General features: G+C 59.1%; 20 protein-coding genes. 5 read left to right on the top strand and 15 right to left on the bottom strand.

The features are described 5' to 3' along the window. A partial coding sequence (locus tag RTS12_RS15555) for a DUF2125 domain-containing protein (RefSeq protein ID WP_312530151.1) occupies nucleotides 1–1,043 on the top strand: 1,043 nt, incomplete at its 5' end. Between the two features lie 130 nt (nucleotides 1,044–1,173). Here the strand turns inward: RTS12_RS15555 and RTS12_RS15550 are convergent. The 11 genes from RTS12_RS15550 to yajC all read right to left on the bottom strand — a co-directional run bounded on the left by RTS12_RS15550 (nucleotide 1,174) and on the right by yajC (nucleotide 9,417). Next, complete coding sequence (locus tag RTS12_RS15550) at nucleotides 1,174–2,139, bottom strand: prephenate/arogenate dehydrogenase family protein (protein ID WP_312530149.1); 966 nt, start codon at nucleotides 2,137–2,139, stop codon at nucleotides 1,174–1,176. Continuing rightward, entirely contained in the window at nucleotides 2,136–3,248 is a 1,113-nt protein-coding gene (gene hisC, locus RTS12_RS15545) for a histidinol-phosphate transaminase (RefSeq protein WP_312530147.1), read from the bottom strand. Before hisC ends, RTS12_RS15550 begins: the two co-directional genes overlap by 4 nt. 63 nt (nucleotides 3,249–3,311) lie before the next feature. After that, on the bottom strand, nucleotides 3,312–3,854 hold the full coding sequence (locus tag RTS12_RS15540) for a DsbE family thiol:disulfide interchange protein (RefSeq protein WP_312530145.1): 543 nt from the start codon (nucleotides 3,852–3,854) through the stop codon (nucleotides 3,312–3,314). Beyond that, nucleotides 3,847–3,990, bottom strand: coding sequence for a heme exporter protein CcmD (ccmD, locus tag RTS12_RS15535; protein ID WP_312530143.1), 144 nt, complete (start codon nucleotides 3,988–3,990; stop codon nucleotides 3,847–3,849). Before ccmD ends, RTS12_RS15540 begins: the two co-directional genes overlap by 8 nt. Continuing rightward, nucleotides 3,987–4,712, bottom strand: a complete 726-nt coding sequence (locus RTS12_RS15530; RefSeq protein WP_312530142.1) for a heme ABC transporter permease — start codon at nucleotides 4,710–4,712, stop codon at nucleotides 3,987–3,989. The genes ccmD and RTS12_RS15530 overlap by 4 nt, the downstream gene beginning before the upstream one ends. 51 nt (nucleotides 4,713–4,763) lie before the next feature. Further along, nucleotides 4,764–5,420, bottom strand: a complete 657-nt coding sequence (gene ccmB, locus RTS12_RS15525) for a heme exporter protein CcmB (protein WP_312530140.1) — start codon at nucleotides 5,418–5,420, stop codon at nucleotides 4,764–4,766. Continuing rightward, the gene (ccmA, locus tag RTS12_RS15520) at nucleotides 5,417–6,061 is read right to left on the bottom strand and encodes a heme ABC exporter ATP-binding protein CcmA (RefSeq protein WP_312530138.1); all 645 of its coding nucleotides are present in this window, start codon (nucleotides 6,059–6,061) and stop codon (nucleotides 5,417–5,419) included. Before ccmA ends, ccmB begins: the two co-directional genes overlap by 4 nt. Continuing rightward, on the bottom strand, nucleotides 6,058–6,414 hold the full coding sequence (locus RTS12_RS15515; protein ID WP_312530136.1) for an Mth938-like domain-containing protein: 357 nt from the start codon (nucleotides 6,412–6,414) through the stop codon (nucleotides 6,058–6,060). Before RTS12_RS15515 ends, ccmA begins: the two co-directional genes overlap by 4 nt. Further along, nucleotides 6,414–7,394 carry a protein translocase subunit SecF gene (secF, locus tag RTS12_RS15510; protein WP_312530134.1) on the bottom strand — a complete coding sequence of 327 codons (981 nt, stop codon included), beginning with the start codon at nucleotides 7,392–7,394 and terminating at the stop codon, nucleotides 6,414–6,416. Before secF ends, RTS12_RS15515 begins: the two co-directional genes overlap by 1 nt. 12 nt (nucleotides 7,395–7,406) lie before the next feature. Continuing rightward, nucleotides 7,407–9,071 carry a protein translocase subunit SecD gene (gene secD, locus RTS12_RS15505; protein ID WP_312530132.1) on the bottom strand — a complete coding sequence of 555 codons (1,665 nt, stop codon included), beginning with the start codon at nucleotides 9,069–9,071 and terminating at the stop codon, nucleotides 7,407–7,409. Between the two features lie 13 nt (nucleotides 9,072–9,084). Next, nucleotides 9,085–9,417 carry a preprotein translocase subunit YajC gene (gene yajC, locus RTS12_RS15500; RefSeq protein WP_312530130.1) on the bottom strand — a complete coding sequence of 111 codons (333 nt, stop codon included), beginning with the start codon at nucleotides 9,415–9,417 and terminating at the stop codon, nucleotides 9,085–9,087. A 270-nt stretch (nucleotides 9,418–9,687) separates the two neighbouring features. Between yajC and mazG the strand changes: the two genes are divergently transcribed. Together mazG and RTS12_RS15490 are read left to right on the top strand one after the other, a co-directional pair. After that, nucleotides 9,688–10,515, top strand: a complete 828-nt coding sequence (gene mazG / locus RTS12_RS15495) for a nucleoside triphosphate pyrophosphohydrolase (RefSeq protein WP_312530128.1) — start codon at nucleotides 9,688–9,690, stop codon at nucleotides 10,513–10,515. Continuing rightward, complete coding sequence (locus tag RTS12_RS15490; RefSeq protein WP_312530126.1) at nucleotides 10,512–11,420, top strand: phosphotransferase; 909 nt, start codon at nucleotides 10,512–10,514, stop codon at nucleotides 11,418–11,420. Before mazG ends, RTS12_RS15490 begins: the two co-directional genes overlap by 4 nt. A 248-nt stretch (nucleotides 11,421–11,668) precedes the next feature. Here RTS12_RS15490 and dusA read toward each other — a convergent pair whose 3' ends face one another. Further along, nucleotides 11,669–12,667, bottom strand: coding sequence for a tRNA dihydrouridine(20/20a) synthase DusA (gene dusA, locus RTS12_RS15485; RefSeq protein ID WP_312530124.1), 999 nt, complete (start codon nucleotides 12,665–12,667; stop codon nucleotides 11,669–11,671). On the opposite strand from dusA, the gene RTS12_RS15480 reads away from it, so the two are divergent. Then, complete coding sequence (locus RTS12_RS15480) at nucleotides 12,585–13,850, top strand: site-specific integrase (RefSeq protein ID WP_312530122.1); 1,266 nt, start codon at nucleotides 12,585–12,587, stop codon at nucleotides 13,848–13,850. The two genes, dusA and RTS12_RS15480, sit on opposite strands and share 83 nt — an antisense overlap. Before the next feature lie 241 nt (nucleotides 13,851–14,091). Here the strand turns inward: RTS12_RS15480 and RTS12_RS15475 are convergent, their stop codons facing one another. The 3 genes from RTS12_RS15475 to RTS12_RS15465 are packed head-to-tail and all read right to left on the bottom strand — an operon-like array spanning nucleotide 14,092 to nucleotide 16,187. Continuing rightward, on the bottom strand, nucleotides 14,092–15,180 hold the full coding sequence (locus RTS12_RS15475; RefSeq protein WP_312530119.1) for a beta family protein: 1,089 nt from the start codon (nucleotides 15,178–15,180) through the stop codon (nucleotides 14,092–14,094). A 16-nt stretch (nucleotides 15,181–15,196) separates the two neighbouring features. Continuing rightward, complete coding sequence (locus RTS12_RS15470) at nucleotides 15,197–15,793, bottom strand: ImmA/IrrE family metallo-endopeptidase (RefSeq protein WP_312530117.1); 597 nt, start codon at nucleotides 15,791–15,793, stop codon at nucleotides 15,197–15,199. Beyond that, nucleotides 15,771–16,187, bottom strand: coding sequence for a hypothetical protein (locus RTS12_RS15465; RefSeq protein WP_312530115.1), 417 nt, complete (start codon nucleotides 16,185–16,187; stop codon nucleotides 15,771–15,773). The genes RTS12_RS15470 and RTS12_RS15465 overlap by 23 nt, the downstream gene beginning before the upstream one ends. 761 nt (nucleotides 16,188–16,948) lie before the next feature. On the opposite strand from RTS12_RS15465, the gene RTS12_RS15460 reads away from it, so the two are divergent. Then, nucleotides 16,949–17,383, top strand: a complete 435-nt coding sequence (locus RTS12_RS15460; protein WP_312530113.1) for a cyanoglobin — start codon at nucleotides 16,949–16,951, stop codon at nucleotides 17,381–17,383. The last annotated feature ends 179 nt before the right edge of the window (nucleotides 17,384–17,562 follow it).

Here is a 17,562-nt window from a genome sequence, read left to right as displayed (position 1 = left end):
TGATGCGAATATTGGTTATTTTTTTCACGCTCTTTGTGGTTTTGGCAGGCGGCTGGCTGATCGGGGAAAGCTGGCTGGCCCAAAAAGCCGCCGAGGTCGTTGCGCAAAATCCCCAGCTGCGGGTCGCTTCGGTCAGCGCGCTGCGAGACCCCGGCCGATTCGGCCTAGCGCTTAGCGAGCCGGGCGTGAGCAGTGACGGGTTCAGCCTTTCTGCGCCCGATCTGTCGCTTTGGGTCTCGCCGCTGGCGCCGACCACGCTTGAAGCTGCCCTGCCCGCTCAGATCATGTTTGCACCGCGCCCCGGCGAGGCGATACGCGAGCTGGGTCTGAACAAAGGCACGGCCTATTTGACGGTGGCGCCCTTTCGGGACCTGAGCTTTACTCGGGCCAGCCTCTCGGCCCAAGATCTGACGCTGGACGGATTGCCTGTTGCAAAGGCATTATCCGCCACCTCGCGGATGCAGGATCTGGCGGCTGATGCGCCGCCGCAGGCACATGCGGCCTATGATGTCGTGTTTGATCTGCAAAGCCTGAACCCCGCATCCTTGCCCAATATCGATCTGTCGATGCTGCCGTCGGGGGATTTGTCGCTAAATGGCCATGGGCGCGTTTGGCTGGAGGATGCCCTTAGCCCATCCTCGACGGCACAAAACATTCAGCTGATCGGGCTAGAGGCCGACCAGCTGTCGCTGGGATTGGGCGATCTGAAGGCGCGAATCGTCGGCCGCGTTCAGGCAGATGAAAATGGCTATGCCCAAGGAAAGGTGATGGTTTTCACCGCAAACACCCCTGAGATCTTGCAGGCCTTGGCCGCAGCCGGGGTGATTTCACCCAAGACCGTGCCCTTCGCAATGACGATGCTGAAGCAGCTGTCGAAGGAAGGGGCCGAGCCATCCAACGCCCCGGCGACTGGACAGCTGGCCCCTGCCCCCGCACCCGTCCCCGCCAAAGCCGGAGAGATCCGCCTGCCCATCACCTTTGCCGACGGCAAAACCATGCTGGGGCCGATTGCTTTGGGACCGGCGCCACGTTTTGCCCCTTAAGGGCACGCAGCCTTGCGCATCGCGCGATCAGCCTGCGGGATCTGTCGCTAAGGCCTGTCCGCCATGAAAGGCAGCACGATAGGCAAAAGGCGGGCCGAGGCCCGCCTTTTTTCAGTTCAGCTCGAAGGCTTTACTCGGCACCATCGGTCTTGGTGTCGGTCTTGCTTTCGCTCGGCGCATTGGCTGCGCCGCGACCAAAGTCCGGGGCCGCAGTGTCTTGCCCCGCCTCGATAATGCCGCGCCGGATCGCCCGGGTCCGGGTGAAATAGTCGTGCAAATGCTGGCCGTCACCCATGCGGATGGCGCGCTGAAGCACGAAAAGTTCCTCGGCGAAACGTCCCAGAATATCCAGAACCGCATCCTTGTTTTGCAAGAACACGTCGCGCCACATGGTGGGATCAGAGGCCGCGATCCGGGTAAAGTCGCGAAAACCCGCCGCCGAATATTTGATGACTTCGCTTTCGGTCACACGTTTGATGTGATCGGCAACGCCCACCATCGTATAGGCGATCAAATGCGGCGTGTGACTGGTGACAGCCAAAACCGTATCGTGATGGGCAGCCTCCATCGTATCGACATTGGCCCCGATCGCGCGGATCAGCTTGCTTAACCGCGCCAATGCGGCCTCATCTGTGTTCTCGGGCGGGGTCAAAAGCCACCAGCGGTTGCTGAAAAGGCTGGGAAAACCTGCGCGCGGGCCAGAATGTTCGGTGCCTGCCAGCGGATGGCCCGGAATGAAATGGACCGAGGCCGGAATATGCGGGGCCACGGCTTCGATCACCGCCTGCTTGACCGAGCCCACATCCGTGACAGTTGCGCCCGCCTTCAGATAGGGGGCGATTTCGGCGGCAATCTCGCCCATGGCACCAACCGGCACAGCAAGCACCACAAGATCGGCATCTTTGACGGCATCGGCCGCATTATCGGTGACGCGATCGACAAGATTGATCTCGATCGCGGTCTCGCGTGTCTGGGCGCTGCGTGCATAGCCCACCACCTCACCGACCAGTCCAGCCTGCCGCATGGCCAGCGACATCGAGCCCGCAATCAGGCCCAGCCCGATCAGGGCAACGCGGGGATAGAGGACCTCGCTCATTGCTTACCCTCGATGCTGTCGGCGCGCGAGCGCTCGGCCATGAACAGGCCGATGACATGGGCCACGCGACGGCAGGATGCCTCGTCGCCCACGGTAATGCGCAGGCAATGAGGCAGGCCATAGCCCGTAACACGGCGCACCAGCAGCCCCTCGGATTTCAGGCGCTCGTCGCAGGCTTCGGCCGTCTCGGTATCGCCAAAGCGCGCAAGGATGAAATTGGCGCAGGAGGTGTCCGAGGGCACGCCCTTTTCGGCCAAGGCCTCGGCCAACCAGGCACGCATCCGGCTGTTGTCGGCACGGCAACGCGCGACGTAATCGCGATCACGTACCGCTGCCTCGGCCCCTTCAAGCGCGACATTGGACAGGTTGAACGGGCCGCGAATGCGGTTGAGCACATCGATGATCGCGCGCGAGCCATAGCCCCAGCCAACCCGCAGACCGCCCAGCCCATAGATTTTCGAAAACGTACGCGTCATCACCACATTGGGCAGGCGCGTCGCCAGTTCGGCACCGCCATCGTAATCATCGACATATTCTGCATAGGCAGCGTCAATGACGATAATCGCTTGCGGAATGGCAAGGGCCAGACGCTCGATCTCGGGCAGACCGATCATTGTGCCGGTGGGATTGTTGGGGTTGGCGACAAAAACCAGCCTTGTGCGGGGGCTGGCCCCAGCAATCAGCGCGTCAATATCGGTCACGCGCTCGCGCTCGCGCACCTCGACGGGGGTGGCGCCTGCGGCCAAGGCGCTGATGCGGTACATCAAAAAGCCATGTTCGGTGAACAGAACTTCGGTCTCGGGACCGGCATAGGCCTGACACAGAAAGTGGATGATCTCATCCGAACCCACGCCGCAAATGATGCGATCGGGGTCAAGCTGATGAGCCTCGCCAATCGCAAGCCTAAGGCTGGCGTGATCGGTATTGGGATAACGATGGAGGTTATGCGCCGCGCGAATGACCGCATCCCGCGCCTTGTCGCTAGGTCCAAAGGGATTCTCATTCGACGAAAGTTTGATCGCATCAGTGCGACCCGCAATTTTCGCCGCCCCACCCTCATAGAGAGCGATTTTCATAATGCCCGGCTGAGGGGCGATATCATTGGCCATTGACCAGCCTCCGGTTAGCAGCGCCGTTTTCATAGCGGCCAGAGGTAGGCAAGGAAAGGCCTGTCAATCCTCGTTGGCCAAGGCCTTTTCCAACTGTGGCAGGAAACGGTTCTTGAAATCCTCGCGGATCAGCGGCCCGGCGTGACGATAAAGAATTTTACCCTGCCCATCGACGATAAAGGTTTCAGGCGGCGCGGTCACACCCCAATCGATTGCGGTGCGTCCGCGCGGATCGGTCGCCAAGGCGTCATAGGGATCGCCATCTTCGGCCAAAAAGGACAGCGCATTTGCCTCGGGGTCTTTCAGGTTGACGCCGTAAACCGGAAGATCCTGCGTCAGCTCCATCATGGTCGGATGCTCGGCGCGGCATGGCGGGCACCAGCTGGCCCAGAAGTTGACCAGCTTAACTCCGGGCTGGCGCAGCATTTCGGCGGTCAGCTGCTCTTTGCCCGGCAGCGTGGTCGCAGGCAGCACGGGGGCTTCGCGACCCACAAAGGTCGAGGGCAGACTGTTGGGGTCGTCGCGCCCCATGCCCCAAAGGAACATGCCGGCAAGGCCTGCAAAGACCAGCGGTGGGATCGCCATCAAAGGAGAGAATTTAGCCATTCTTGTCTTGTGCCTCCAATGCGCGGCGGGCCTTGGTATTGGCCACCACCGTCTGCACGACCAGCGCGATCAGCAAAAATGCGGTTGCGCCATAGGCTGACAGAACCACGCCGGTATATTTCCCCAGATCGATCATAGACGGTTCTCTCTTGCGAGTTGCGCGGCAAGGCGGCGACGGCGGATCTCGGTGCGGGTGCGGATCAGCATCAAGGCCAGGAAAAGCAGGAAAAAGCCCAGCATCGAAAGGTAAAGCGGATAGCGATAGACCGCTGACATCCGCTCGCCGGGGGCGACGGAAAGCGAGGCCCCCTGATGCAGGCCCTGGTTCCAAAACAGCACTGCATAACGCAACAAAAGCGCGAAAACCGAGCCGACAAGGCACAAAAATCCGGTCAGATCGGCGGCGTTATCGGGATCCTCGACAGCATTCCACAGCGCCATATAGCCGATATAGAACAAAAACAGGACCAGAAACGAGGTCAGCCGCGGATCCCATTCCCACCACGTCCCCCACATCGGCTGTCCCCAGACCGCACCCGTGATCAGCGCAATCAGCGTCATCACCGCCCCAATCGGGGCTGCGGCCTTGGCAGCCAAGGCGCTGACATGGTGGCGCCGGATCAGCCAGATCAGCGATGTCACCAGCATCATCAGCCAGATATTGATCGCCATCAAAGCCGCAGGGACATGGATGAAGATAATCTTCACCGTCGCGCCTTGCTTATAATCATTTGGGGTCAAAACGCCCCAGGCCACGCCACCAATCGTGCAAAGCGCTGCCCCCGCCACAATGAAGGGCAGGATCGCGCCAGAGAAGCGCATGAATTTGGTGGGGTTGGCATATTCCCAGATCGACATTCGTCGTCCCTATCCTGCGCGACTTGCGCGCTCAAGCCCGGCAGGGGGCGTTCACCTTAGATTTACCCGCAACGCGCCCGCCGCGACGAATGGCACCAGCGCCACCGTAAGCAGGGTTATTGCGGCCAGAAAGACAAGTGGCGTGCTGAAATCAGAGCCTGCGGCAGAGCGCCGCACAGCCTCGGCGCCAAAAATCAGCGTCGGGATATAAAGCGGAAGCACCAGAAGCGACAAGAGCAAGCCGCCCCGGCGCAGGCCAACCGTGACCGCCGCGCCAAAGGCCCCCAGCATCGACAATGCGGGCGTGCCCAAAAGCAGCGACAGCATCAACCCACCAAAGGCCCCCGCCGGCAGATGCAGCATGATGCCAAAGACCGGCGCGGCCAGCACCAAGGGCAGACCCGTCGTCAGCCAATGGGCAAATGCCTTGATGGCGACGGCCCCTTCAAGCGGCAGTGGCGATGTCGCCAGCAGGTCGAGCGAGCCATCCTCGTAATCCAGCGCAAAAATGCGATCAAGCGACAGCAGGCACGACAAAAGCGCGCCGACCCATAAGATGCCGGGGGCGATTTTGGCCAGAACGCCACCCTCGGGGCCAACGCCAAAGGGCACCAGCGTGCAAACGATCAGAAAAAACGCAAGCGCCAGACCAAAGCCACCGCCCGCACGCGTGGCAAGGCGCAAGTCACGCAGCAACAACCCCTTCATGCGAAGGCCTCGTTGAAGCCAACAGGCCCGGCTGAGGGGCTTTGGGGGCGGCCCGGATCGGCACGAAAGGGCGTCAAGTCCAGCACGCGCCCCTCGGGCAGGCCCAGATCGATATGGGTGGCGATGATGGCACCGCCGCCCGACGCCAGATGATCACGCAAAACCCCTGCGAAAAGCGCCACCGAATCCGCATCAAGCGAGACGGTCGGCTCATCAAGAAGCCACAGCTTGCGGCCTGTCACCAAAAGCCGCGCCAGCCCCAGACGGCGCTTTTGCCCCGCCGACAGCATATGCGCGGGACGCGATGCCAGATTGCGCAGGTTCATGCGCGCAATTGCGGGCTCAACCTCGCTTTGGCCGAAAACCTCGGCCCAGAACCTTAGATTCTCGGTGACTGTCAGCGCCGATTTCAGCCCGTCGGCGTGGCCTGCGTAAGCCATATTGGCCAGATCGGGGGAAATGTCGCCGCCCACGGGTGGCTGCAACCCGGCCAAGGTCCGCAAAAGTGTCGTCTTTCCCAGACCGTTCGGGCCGCGCAAAATCAGCGCCTGCCCCGCCGTCAAGGTAAAGCTCACCCCCTCAAGCACCCGCAAGCCGCCCCGCGAGACGGCCAGATCGGTGACGGTCAACAAGCTCGTCATACCGGCAAAAGGGCGCAGGCGACGCGACGCCCCTCGGAAAGGGTGACGTTATAGCTGCGCGCAGCGCTGGGGGTCGACATGGGCTCAGGCATGATCCCAAGCGCCTCAAGCTGCGCAATCAGCGCTTTGGGCGGATAGGCAATGCTGGCCCCCATTCCCAAAAACAGCACATCGACCTGACCCGCCAAAGCCAAAAGCGGGGCTGCATCATCCAGCCCGCCCCAGGCAAGCGCCTGTGCGCCATCCACAAGGACCGCGCCTTGAATCACCGCGCCTGCGACACGGAAAAATCCGGGGCCGTAACCGTCTACCGGCACGGCCCCGCCATAGTCAGAGGGGATCAATCCCGCCATCAGGGCGCATCCTTAAAGGCGGTCGGGATCGCGTCCTTTTCCACCTCGGGCTTGGACCAGTCGCGTTTCACGCCCAGCCAAAGCACGATGTTCTTGGCCATATAAAGCGTCGAGTAACAGCCCACGAAAACGCCCCACAGCATCGCCAAAATGAAGGTGCGGATCACGTCGCCGCCGAAAATCAGCATGGCGGTCAATGCGATACCCGTTGTCACCGCGGTCATCACCGTGCGCGACAGGGTCTCGTTGACGGTCAGGTTCATGACATCAATCAGCGGCATGGTTTTGAACTTGACCAAGTTCTCGCGCAATCGGTCGAAAACAACGACCGTATCGTTGACCGAGTAGCCAAGAATCGTCAGCAAAGCCGCAATCGTCGTCAGGTCGAATTTGATCTGAAACAGCGAGAAAAGCCCGACAGTCAGCAAGATGTCATGGATCATCGAGACCACCGCGCCGATGGCGAACTGCCATTCGAACCGTGCCCAGATATAGATCATGATCCCCAGCGTTGCCGCTCCGACCGCATAAAAGGCGGTTGTCACCAGCTCGCCCGAGACTTTTGGGCCAACCGATTCGACTGATGCAAAGCGGATATCGGGATCGACGGTTTTCAGTGCGGCCTCGACCTGGCGCAGCTCCTCGGGGCTGACGGCCGCATCGCCATCGCCAGCAGCCAAGCGGATCTGTGCCACGTGCTTGTCCGAACCAAAGGCCGTGTCAAAGACCTCGGTGATGACGACGTCATCCAGGCCAAGCGGCGTCAAAGCCTCGCGGTATTGCGCAATCTCGACGGCATTGGTGCTTTCGGTGCGGATGGTCGTGCCGCCGCGAAAATCAATGCCAAAGTTCAGGCCCATGACCAGCGTCACGATGACCGAGGCGACCATCAGGAAGCCCGAGATGCCGAAGGTCAGCCATTGGACGCTGAACCAGTTGATATGGGTCTCATCGGGGACCAGCTTCAGACGAAATGCCATGTTGGATCTCCCTTACAGAACCAGAGTTTTCGGTTTGCGCCATTCGATCCAGAACACGATCAGCAAACGGGTCAGATAGATCGCGGTAAAGACCGAGGTCACAAGGCCGATGGTGAAGGTCACGGCAAAGCCTTTGACCGGGCCAGAGCCAAGGAAGAACATCACAATCGCCGCAATAAAGCTGGTCAGGTTGGCGTCGATGATCGCGCTCATCGCGTCATTGAAGCCAGCATCGATCGCTTTGACGACACGGGTGCCCCGACGTAACTCTTCGCGGATGCGCTCATAGATGATCACGTTGGCGTCCACCGCCGTACCCACGGTCAGCACGATACCCGCAATCCCCGGCAGGGTCAGCGTAGCGCCCATGGCCGACATGATCCCAAGGATCATCCCCACGTTGATCAGAACCGCGGCAGAGGCGAAGGCACCGAAAAGGCCATAGCTTGCAATCATGTAAAGCACGACGCCGACCGTACCGATAATTGCCGAAGTCCGGCCTGCATCGATACTGTCTTGTCCCAGTTCCGGGCCAATGGTGCGCTCTTCCAGGAAGGTCATCTCGGCAGGCAAGGCGCCTGCACGCAGCAAAACGGCCAGCTGCGTCGATTGATCGACGTTCATCGCACCCGAGATTTGCCCCGAGCCGGTGGTGATCGCCTGACGGATCACAGGCGCCGAGATCACCTCATTATCCAGGACGATCGCAAATGGCTGGCCGATATTGGCCGAAGTATAGGCCCCAAAGCGCTTGGCGCCGGCAGGACCAAAGCGGAAATCAACCGCCGCCTGACCGTTCTGGTCAAAGCTGGGCCGCGCATCAGTCAGATCCTCGCCGGTGACGACGGGGCGTTCTTCGAGAATGTAAAAGACGCCCGGCTCATCGACCGAAGGCGCCAGAAAATTGCCTGCACCCGGACGCGCATTGGCATCGGTCACGCGGCCAACAACCGGGTTGAAGGTCAGCTTTGCTGTGGTCCCGATCAGCGATTTCAGCTCTTCGGCCGAACCGATACCCGGCACCTGGATCAGCACGCGATCAGCGCCTTGACGCATGATCGTGGGCTCACGCGTGCCGACTTCGTCGACGCGGCGGCGCACGATCTCTAGCGTTTGCTGAACTGTTCTGTCGGCCATCGCGGATTTTTCGGCATCCGAAATGCCGATGGTCAGGCGATTGCCATTCCCCGAGATGGTCAGGTCGTTTTGACCCGCACCAGCAAAAGACGCGACCGGCGCAGAATAGGTCCGGGCGATCTCGACGGCTTTGGCCATCTGATCGGGGTTCCCGATTTCGATGATCAGCTGATCATCCGGGCTTGCCACGCGCCGCACCGAGCCGATGACATCGCGCTGAGCGGCCAGATCGTTGCGCAGTTCGGGCCACAATGCGGTCATGCGCGACTTATAGACGTCTTCCAGATGGACCTGGCCCAAAAGATGGGCGCCACCACGCAGGTCAAGCCCAAGGTTGACCAATCCCGAGGGCAACCAATTGGGCCAACCCGCAACCGCCTGTTCCTCGGCCGGGGTGATCACCCCGGTCTTTTCAATGGCGGCCTTTGCGTCGTTGTGGTTCTCGACGCGGGCATAAAAGAGGTTTGGCATCGCCAGCAGCAGGCCAAAGGCGACCAGCCCGAGAATGACAACACGTTTCCAGAGCGGGATCTGCAGCATACGATGCCAGTCCTTAGTTATTTGCGGCGGCAGGTGCAGTCCGGTTCACGACCGAGCTGATGGTGGCGCGCACGACGCGTACTTTGACGCCGGGTGCGATCTCGACCTCGACTTCACCGTCGCGGACGCTGCTGACCTTACCGATCAGACCGCCCTGAGTGATGATTTCGTCACCCTTTTTGACCGCTTCGACCATCGCGCGATGTTCCTTCATCCGCTTTTGCTGCGGGCGGATCATCAAGAAATACATGATCACGAAAACCAGAATCAGCGGAATGAAAGAAGTAAGGCCAGCCATGCCGGCCGGCGCGCCAGCAGCCTGTGCGTAAGCGGGAGTAACGAACATTGAAATTTCCCTTATCTGATCAGCAAAGGCGAGCATGCCGCCTGGGTTGGCGCGCAAACTATCGACGCAACCGGTGAAACGCAAGAAAGCCTGCGTGCTTTGGCCCGCTGTTGGTCGGCGCTGTGGCCGACAACGCAGGGAAACCCCGCCGCTATCAGGGAAATTCGCCCGTCCACGCTGGCACTTTCACGCGGGTGTTTTCTTGCAGCGGATGGACAAAACCAGCCCATTATGTCAGTTGGGCAATCGATAATTGCAGCGCGGAAAGGCATGAATGTGACCGATAGCGGCAAGTTGCCTCAGGCAGGCGAAACCAGCGAAATCGAGCGTTTACGCGCAATCATGGCCGCACTTCGCGACCCCAAAAGCGGCTGCCCTTGGGATATTGAACAGGATTTCGCCTCGATCTCGCCCTATACGATCGAAGAGGCCCATGAGGTTGCTGATACGATCGCGCGCGAGGCTTGGGATGAATTTCCCGGCGAATTGGGTGATTTGCTGCTGCAGGTGGTTTTTCACGCGCAAATGGCCTCGGAAGCGGGAATGTTCGACTTTGACGATGTCGCACGCAAGATTTCGGACAAATTGATCTTTCGCCACCCCCATGTCTTTGGGGATGAAAGCCGCGACAAATCCGCCGAACAGCAGGTCAAGGATTGGGAAGCAATCAAGGCCAAGGAACGCGCCGCAAAATCCGAAAAAGGTGTGCTGGACGGCGTCGCGCTGGGGCTGCCTGCGCTGACCCGCGCGGTCAAGCTGCAAAACCGCGCCGCGCGCGTGGGTTTTGACTGGCCCGGCGTTCAGGATGTTCTGGACAAGCTCAACGAGGAAACCGCCGAGCTGATCGAGGCACGTGACACGCTTGGCCCGGTGGCCATGGCCGAGGAATTCGGCGATCTGCTGTTTGTCATGGCCAATCTGGCGCGCCACCTTGAAATCGACCCCGAAGAGGCTTTGCGCGCGGCCAACGGCAAATTCACCCGTCGCTTCGAAGCCATCGAAGCCGCGCTGGCGGCCAAAGGCAGCCGCCCCGAGCAAAGCTCGCTTGAGGAAATGGATCAGCTTTGGGATGCCGCAAAAGCGGCAGAGCGCGCATGAGCCCGCTGCCGCCTGCCCGCTTAGGCGGCGGCATGCTGCCAGATCACCCCGATCTGGCCGGGATCGCAATCACCGAAATCCTGCGTGATCGCCCCGAACACGCAGTTTTTGCCGTGACCATGAACGAGCGGCCCTATTTTCTAAAACTGTTCCGTCAGGCCAATGCCGCCGAGCTGGTGCGCAGCACCGAAGCGACCCTGACCCATGCCGCCGAGGCCTTGGGTCAGGCCGAACATGCGGTGGTGCGCTTGCGACTGGCCCTGCCCGAGGCTGGGGTGATTTTGCTGGATCCGGTTCATGGCCAACAATTGTCCCCGCTTTTGGCCGCGGCCAGCATTCAGCGTCGCGCGATTTTGATCTCGCGGGCCGGTGGCTGGCTGGCCCGGCTGACCACCGAACGCGAAACTGGCAGCTTTGGTCCGAATTTCTGGCTGAAGAAGCTGCAAGACCATGTCGATAAGCTGGCCCTGCCCGAAGATCGCCCCCTGCTCGAGGCCCATATGGCCGAAATGGGCAGGCTTGCCAGCACTTTGGTCGGTGCGCCCGTCACCCGCGCGGCATCGCATGGCGATTTCACGCCCGACAATCTTTATATGGAGGGGGCGCGCCTGATCGGCATCGACATGCAGCGCCGCGAGATGATGGCCGTTTCGCGTGATATTGCGCGCTTTCTGGTCTGGCTGCAAAGTCGCCGCCTCGACATGCCTGCTGTGACGCGCCACGGGGTCTCGGCGTCGGATTATGCCATTTTAACCAATGTTCCCGGCCTGATCGATCCGCAAGAAGAGCCCATTTTGCGGTTTATGATGGGCGAGATCATGGCCAGCTATTTTCTTGAGGCCAAAGGCAAGCGGCTGCGCCGCGAGATGCTGGCGGGGGCGATGCAGCGTTGGCAACAAGGCTAGGGTCAGCCCCGTTGCCGTGCAAAGGCTGACCTGCGCCACATCTAACATCTATCTGACGCCACCCTTTAACCTGACTTTGCCTGCGGCAATTCAAGCCGCGCCAGTCGAACGGCGGCAATTCAAGCCGCGCCGTTCAAGATCGCCCCGATCTTGGCTGTATCGATCCGATCCGCGCCGAAACTTGCGCGGCGCGATCAGGGTTAAGCATCGACTGTACCCTGCCGATGCGCGCGGCGTGACTGGCCGGTCTAGGCGGCTTCTTGTCGGGTTTGGGCCAGTGCCGCGTCAAAGACCTCGATCCCGCCTTGTGATGCCCCTTCGGACAAAACACGACGCCATTGCCGCGCACCGGGGCGGGCGTGAAACAATCCCAGCATATGCCGGGTAAACTGATGCAGCCGCCCCCCCTGCTCGATATGGCGGATGATGATCGGGCGCATCGCCAGGGCCACATCTGCCGGATCGGCGAATGGCGGCGCCTTGCCCCAAAGGCTGTCGGCACTGCCAAGGATCTCCCACGGCTGGTGATAGGCCGCGCGCCCCACCATGACCCCATCCATCACCTCAAGCGCATCCTGACATTGGGCAAAGGTCTGCACCCCACCGTTGATCGACAGATGCAGGTCAGGGAATTCGGCCTTCATACGATGCACCAGCGCATAGTCCAGCGGAGGGATCTCGCGGTTCTCTTTGGGAGACAGGCCCTGCAGCCAAGCCTTGCGGGCGTGAATGGTCAGACGTCGCACCCCGGCGTCGCGCATGGTTGCCAGAAATGCCGGAAGCACCTCTTCGGGAATTTGATCATCGACCCCGATTCGGCATTTCACCGTCACCTCGACAGGGCTTTTCGCGCGCATCGCGACAATGCAATCAGCCACCAACTCGGGCCGGGTCATCAAGACGGCGCCAAAGCAACCCGACTGCACCCGATCACTGGGGCAGCCCACATTCAGGTTGATCTCATCATAGCCCCAATCAGCGGCAACTTGGGTGGCCAGCGCCAGTTGGGCCGGCTCTGAGCCGCCAAGCTGCAAGGCCACGGGATGATCACCCGCGTCATAATCTAGCAAACGCCCGCGCTCTCCGTGAACGATGGCCGCGGCGGTGACCATTTCCGTATAAAGCAGCGCATGACGGCTGATCATACGATGAAAGACCCGGCAGTTGCGATCTGTCCAATCCATCATCGGAGCGACGGATAGCTTTGCGCTGTTGTTTTCATTGATAAAATTGCCGTTTATGGGCATATTCCGCACGTCTCGCCGCCTCTGGTTTCGTCTTGTTTTTGCTGGTTTTATTTCATTCTCGTTTTTGCTTTGCTTACGATTAGCAAGAATCGCAAAGGCTTTAGCAAATCTCATGGGAACGATCACCGAGCGCCGTCTTAAAGACGGCTCAACCGTCTATACCGCACAAATCAGAATTATGCGAGATGGGCGGAAAGCCTCGGCATCCTCGAGCTTTGAAAGACGGTCAGCCGCGGAGGCGTGGCTGCGCCGAAAAGAGGCCGAGCTGAAAAAGCCAGGCGGGTTCGAGAAGATTGAACGCCAGCGCACAGGCGGAACCACGCTGGCCGAGGCGATCGACATTTATATCAAGACTTCGACCAAGCAGGCGGGCAAAACCAAGGCGCAGGTGCTACGGTCGATCAAGTCGTTCGATATTGCCTCATTGCCATGCGCGTCCGTGACCTCGCAGAAGCTAGTGGCCTTCGCGCAAGAGCTGTTCGTTGGCGGCCGCAAGCCCCAGACGATCGGCAACTATCTCTCGCACCTGTCCGCCATCTTCGCCATTGCAGAACCAGCTTGGAAGATCCCCCTCGATCCCGCCGAGCTTCGCGCCGCAATGGTTGTGTGCAAAAATCTTGGGCTGATCGCAAAGTCCAAAAAGCGTGACCGTCGGCCCACCGTTGAGGAGATGAACCAACTGATGGCGCATTTTGAGGACCGCTGGAAAAAAGGCAGGGCGCTTCCCATGCACAAAATTTGCGCCTTTGCTCTCTTTTCGACCCGGCGCCAAGAAGAGATCGTGACAATCACTTGGTCAGACCTCGAGGCCGGCCGCATTCTGGTGCGCGATATGAAACACCCTGGAGAAAAAGAGGGAAATGACATTTGGGTTGATCTGCCGCCTGAGGCAGAGCGGATTATCAACGCACTACCCAAGGCCGATCCCCGCATTTTCCCCTATACGACCGATGCGATCAGCGCCTCCTTCACCAGGACGTGTAAGCTGCTTGGCATCGAAGACCTTCACTTTCACGACCTGCGCCACGAAGGCGTGTCGCGATTATTTGAGATGGGCAAGACCATACCCCAGGCCGCAAGCGTCTCAGGGCACAGAAGCTGGCCCAGCCTGCAACGCTATAGTCACCTGCGCGCTAGGGGCGACAAATGGGTTGATTGGGGTTGGCTAGAGAGGATCAGTTAGCGGGCACGAGGAAAACACTCTGTTCGTTCGATGCCCTGGATGCCCGCACTGGGGAGCTGTTTTTGCCAATCGAGCGGCGGAGCTGATTGGATGCGAGCGCGCCACATCTGCGGCAGACTTTATCAACCAACGATTCGGGCACGGGACGATCCGTTTCGGGGTGAACTAGCCGCATCCGGGGTTCTTTGAGCGGGGGTGAAATCATCCGCCCTGTCCCCTAGAGGAAAGAAAGCCACAACGCTTATAGCTCATCGTCACTCCATGCTTCATCCAGCGCTTCCGGCGGGGGCAGGTGGCCGTAGAAGGCCTGACGGTGCAAGTGAATATTGATGCGCGCTGAATACATCTTCGGCATAGTGTCTATAGCGAATGCCTGACCGGCCGCGGCTCCCTCAATCAACTGCTCACCCCAAACACCCAAGCCCCCGGTCCACTTCCTTGACTTTTCGATGATCCTTTTCGCTGCGGTTTGGAATGAAACTGGGTCATCCTTGTCGCGCGCTATGACCCATCCATTGTCAGTGGGATAGTCAATCCGGTTTTTGGGAGTACTAGCATGCCCATAACTTCTTGGCTTGGTGGAACCCCAATCGCCGTAAACTATCCGAGGATGGTTTGTCGCCTGTCGAATTTGGGCCATCAGCTCACGGTTGGAGAAGCTCCGTTCCTCGACGCCATCAAAAGGAGTAAAGTCGCTAGGGAATGTAGTACAGCAAACGGCGATAGGGATTTCTGCCGGTATCCCTTTGAGGAAGCCCGTGATGTAACCAGCCGCCATGGGCGCAACGTCAAGAGCGCTGTCAACAGCCCCAAAATCAAACACAACTGCGTAGTCCACAGCACCTTCGGAAGAAAGTTCTCCTATCAAGGTGGGCATCCAGTTCGGAATGCCCGGCCCGATGCCCGGTGCCATGTTCATGCGAAGGCAGAACGTACGGTCATGCTCCCGTGCCCATATGATTTGCGCCCGCGCGCTCTCAATTGTTGAGCCCGCCATTAAAAGGCAGGGGTTTGCATTTGGGTATAACAGGAGGAGATCTTGCCAGACCTGCAAATCTGCGGGGCGCTTGGCGAGTTCGGCCCACGCCTCCTTCGCCTGGTTCTGGATGATTCCGGGGTCATAGTAGCTGTCAACGTCAATGAAGTACGGTCTGCCGGAATAAGCTTCCTCAAATTTGTCGATGGCTTTTGAAAGAGGGCTAGTCGCCATCCAAGGCGCCAGCAGCACCAAAGGGGTCAGCCGGTCCTTCGTGCTGCCGGGCAATTGTTTCAATCCACTCAGTTCGGCGCGGCGAATACACAATGTCACCAGATAATCTGTTACTTCCATATCCCGCGCTGCCCCTTCACACCATCTGGAGTTTAATTTCCATTGCCGCCGTCGAGACCCCGAAGCGTCGAGCAAGGTCTTCAATCACCTCACCGGTCATTGGTCCGCTATAATCCCCAGTGGCTTTTGCAAGGAGATGTGACGGTATCAAAAGGTCCGATGCAAGCCTGTTCGCCTCATACTCTATTTGAATAGGTTGGTTAGGTGCGCGGAGGAGGACGTTTTCAGACCACCCCCCCTCAGCCACAACACGATCTCGGTGCAGCAAAAAATGCGCCAACTCATGTGCAAGAGTGAAGCGTTGGCGATGCTTCGCTTCGTGCCGATTGATACGGATGACAAAGTCGCCGTTCTCTTGGCCAATCTGCCCAGAGGTGCCACGTGGAAGAGTGGATAGAAGGACCTTGACCCCGAGACGTTCAGCCAGCGCACCTAGCTTGACTGGATATTCGCCAAGGAAGCCGTCAATTTCGCGCCGCACATCAGGCGCGAGAGTAGAGTATTCCCTAGAAGGTGATTTCACCTCCCAGCCTTTCGAGATCGCCACTTCTCTTAAGCTCCCGTCCATTTTTTGCACCCTTCTGTTTTTATCAGAATCGATCATCTTCAGCATCAACATCTTGATCTGGGAATGGCTCTGGGCCGCCACCTTGTATTCTTACCGCCACGCGCTCGAACACTGCGTCGAGCTCGCCTCGCCCAGCCATGTCGCTCAAAATCTTGTAACCCAAATCATCATCCATTAGCGCTGCTTGCAACGCCGCCGGGAATACATCACGCACTTTAGCATCCACGTTCGGCGCAAGCTCGGTTTCCATGGTCTCACTGATCTTGTTCGCCGCTGCGACCTTTGCTTCAGTAGAAGCCTCAGCCTTGATCTCGCGCAGGGTTTTGAGGGCGACAAGACCAATGACTAGTGCTCCGACTGTCACAGCTAGACCAATAGCACCGAGAAAGATCGTCACAACAGTTAAGAGTAAATCAATATAGTCAGCTCTAGTCGGCACGACCCCAGCGACCTGAGCTTGCCCAGCCCCCCACCCGAACCAGAGCACCATCGCCGCGACGGCAGAAAACCCACCTATAACAGCCCCTAGTATCGTTGCGCCGATCTAACCCAATCCGTTAGCCTTTTGATCATTTCAGATATGAACATTTAGTGAACAAATCAAGGCGAGGTTTACCCAACCTGCCCTCGAAGTCTGCAAAAGAACTTAGGCGTCAAAGATAGCTTAGCGATCACATTGCATGCGCTTTAGCAAGAATTTCACCCCCGGCGCAAGCCGAGGCCTAAAACATGACGCTAAGACGGAGGCAAGCTCTGAAAGCACCACAAGATTAGTCGGGCAGTAGTGCCGACGCCATAGTTTGCAGCGATCCAGATTACGCCCGCTTCAGCGCCTCAGTCAGCTGATCCAGCCCGGCCTCCTTCGCGATCTCTTGCAACTTCGCCTTAGCCAGATTGCCCAGCACCTCGGTGCGGGCATCGAGGCCGATCACGGCATCTGGCACACTGATCTGGACGTGCTGCAGGATCTGGTTGATCGCCTATTGCCCGCACCGTTCTCGCCACTCCATCTAACTCGCCACTCCATCTAAACGGCCACCGACCAACTAGACGTTCGTTGGCGCAGAATGCAGTATTCCGAAGTGCCCCTCCGAAAGCTATTCTGACACCTTCATGCGTCGGATCAGCCTCACCCAAGTGGCAGTGGCACTGGCGAGCTCACTGACTATGCTCGATTCGATGTCATGACCGGAGGATGATATGGCAAGAATTGACGACATAGGCGGCCCCGAAGGACTGCACATGCTGGTCAACCGCTTCTATGACCTAATCGAGACTGACCCGCGCGGTGCTGATCTGCTGAAGCTGCATTTTCGCGGCCATGGCGTAGCCCATGCTCGCGTCGAGCAGGTGGATTTCATGTTGGGCTTCTTGGGAGGACGGCGCACTTATCAAGAGCGCCACGGCCACATGAATTTACGTGAGATACACGATCATGTCGCGATCCGGAGTCAGGATGCCGAAAGCTGGCTGAGCTTAATGAATCATGCGCTGGACGATTTGGGCCATGGCGGCCCCGAGTTTGACTCACTGCGCACAGCCCTGCGTCGTGCCGCGCTTGTGCTGGTGAACCGCGATGACTCCGAGGACGAAAGCCGTTTGACTGGTTCCAAATGCGACAACATAAAAGTCTAACTGGAATAGCCAGTCAAATGCACCTTCACATTTCCGTCCACCCCCGCCATAGAGGCCGCGCTTCTGGTTCCCTAAACCCACGAGCATGGCCGGGTGCGGTATTGGCGTTGCGTCAACTCAGCTCCCGGTCAACTTTCAGGCTGGCAATTCTTCAAACAGGATGCCTGCGCGACCTCGGC

The sequence above is a fragment of the Paracoccus sp. (in: a-proteobacteria) genome (genome assembly GCF_032007265.1).
GTDB lineage: Bacteria > Pseudomonadota > Alphaproteobacteria > Rhodobacterales > Rhodobacteraceae > Paracoccus.
Note: the sequence above shows the minus strand (reverse complement) of the source record. Positions and strands in the feature narration are given on the sequence as shown.

Bases quoted from the DNA above. Each gene is read 5' to 3' on its own strand.
- RTS12_RS15515 (WP_312530136.1), bottom strand. From the start codon at position 6,414: ATGGCGGGATTGATCCCCTCTGACTATGGCGGGGCCGTGCCGGTAGAC.
- mazG (WP_312530128.1), top strand. From the start codon at position 9,688: ATGAATGTGACCGATAGCGGCAAGTTGCCTCAGGCAGGCGAAACCAGC.
- RTS12_RS15550 (WP_312530149.1), bottom strand. From the start codon at position 2,139: ATGAGCGAGGTCCTCTATCCCCGCGTTGCCCTGATCGGGCTGGGCCTG.
- ccmA (WP_312530138.1), bottom strand. From the start codon at position 6,061: ATGACGAGCTTGTTGACCGTCACCGATCTGGCCGTCTCGCGGGGCGGC.
- yajC (WP_312530130.1), bottom strand. From the start codon at position 9,417: ATGTTCGTTACTCCCGCTTACGCACAGGCTGCTGGCGCGCCGGCCGGC.
- RTS12_RS15540 (WP_312530145.1), bottom strand. From the start codon at position 3,854: ATGGCTAAATTCTCTCCTTTGATGGCGATCCCACCGCTGGTCTTTGCA.
- hisC (WP_312530147.1), bottom strand. From the start codon at position 3,248: ATGGCCAATGATATCGCCCCTCAGCCGGGCATTATGAAAATCGCTCTC.
- secD (WP_312530132.1), bottom strand. From the start codon at position 9,071: ATGCTGCAGATCCCGCTCTGGAAACGTGTTGTCATTCTCGGGCTGGTC.
- ccmB (WP_312530140.1), bottom strand. From the start codon at position 5,420: ATGAAGGGGTTGTTGCTGCGTGACTTGCGCCTTGCCACGCGTGCGGGC.
- dusA (WP_312530124.1), bottom strand. From the start codon at position 12,667: ATGCCCATAAACGGCAATTTTATCAATGAAAACAACAGCGCAAAGCTA.
- RTS12_RS15470 (WP_312530117.1), bottom strand. From the start codon at position 15,793: ATGCTGAAGATGATCGATTCTGATAAAAACAGAAGGGTGCAAAAAATG.
- RTS12_RS15475 (WP_312530119.1), bottom strand. From the start codon at position 15,180: ATGGAAGTAACAGATTATCTGGTGACATTGTGTATTCGCCGCGCCGAA.
- ccmD (WP_312530143.1), bottom strand. From the start codon at position 3,990: ATGATCGATCTGGGGAAATATACCGGCGTGGTTCTGTCAGCCTATGGC.
- RTS12_RS15460 (WP_312530113.1), top strand. From the start codon at position 16,949: ATGGCAAGAATTGACGACATAGGCGGCCCCGAAGGACTGCACATGCTG.
- secF (WP_312530134.1), bottom strand. From the start codon at position 7,394: ATGGCATTTCGTCTGAAGCTGGTCCCCGATGAGACCCATATCAACTGG.
- RTS12_RS15530 (WP_312530142.1), bottom strand. From the start codon at position 4,712: ATGTCGATCTGGGAATATGCCAACCCCACCAAATTCATGCGCTTCTCT.
- RTS12_RS15490 (WP_312530126.1), top strand. From the start codon at position 10,512: ATGAGCCCGCTGCCGCCTGCCCGCTTAGGCGGCGGCATGCTGCCAGAT.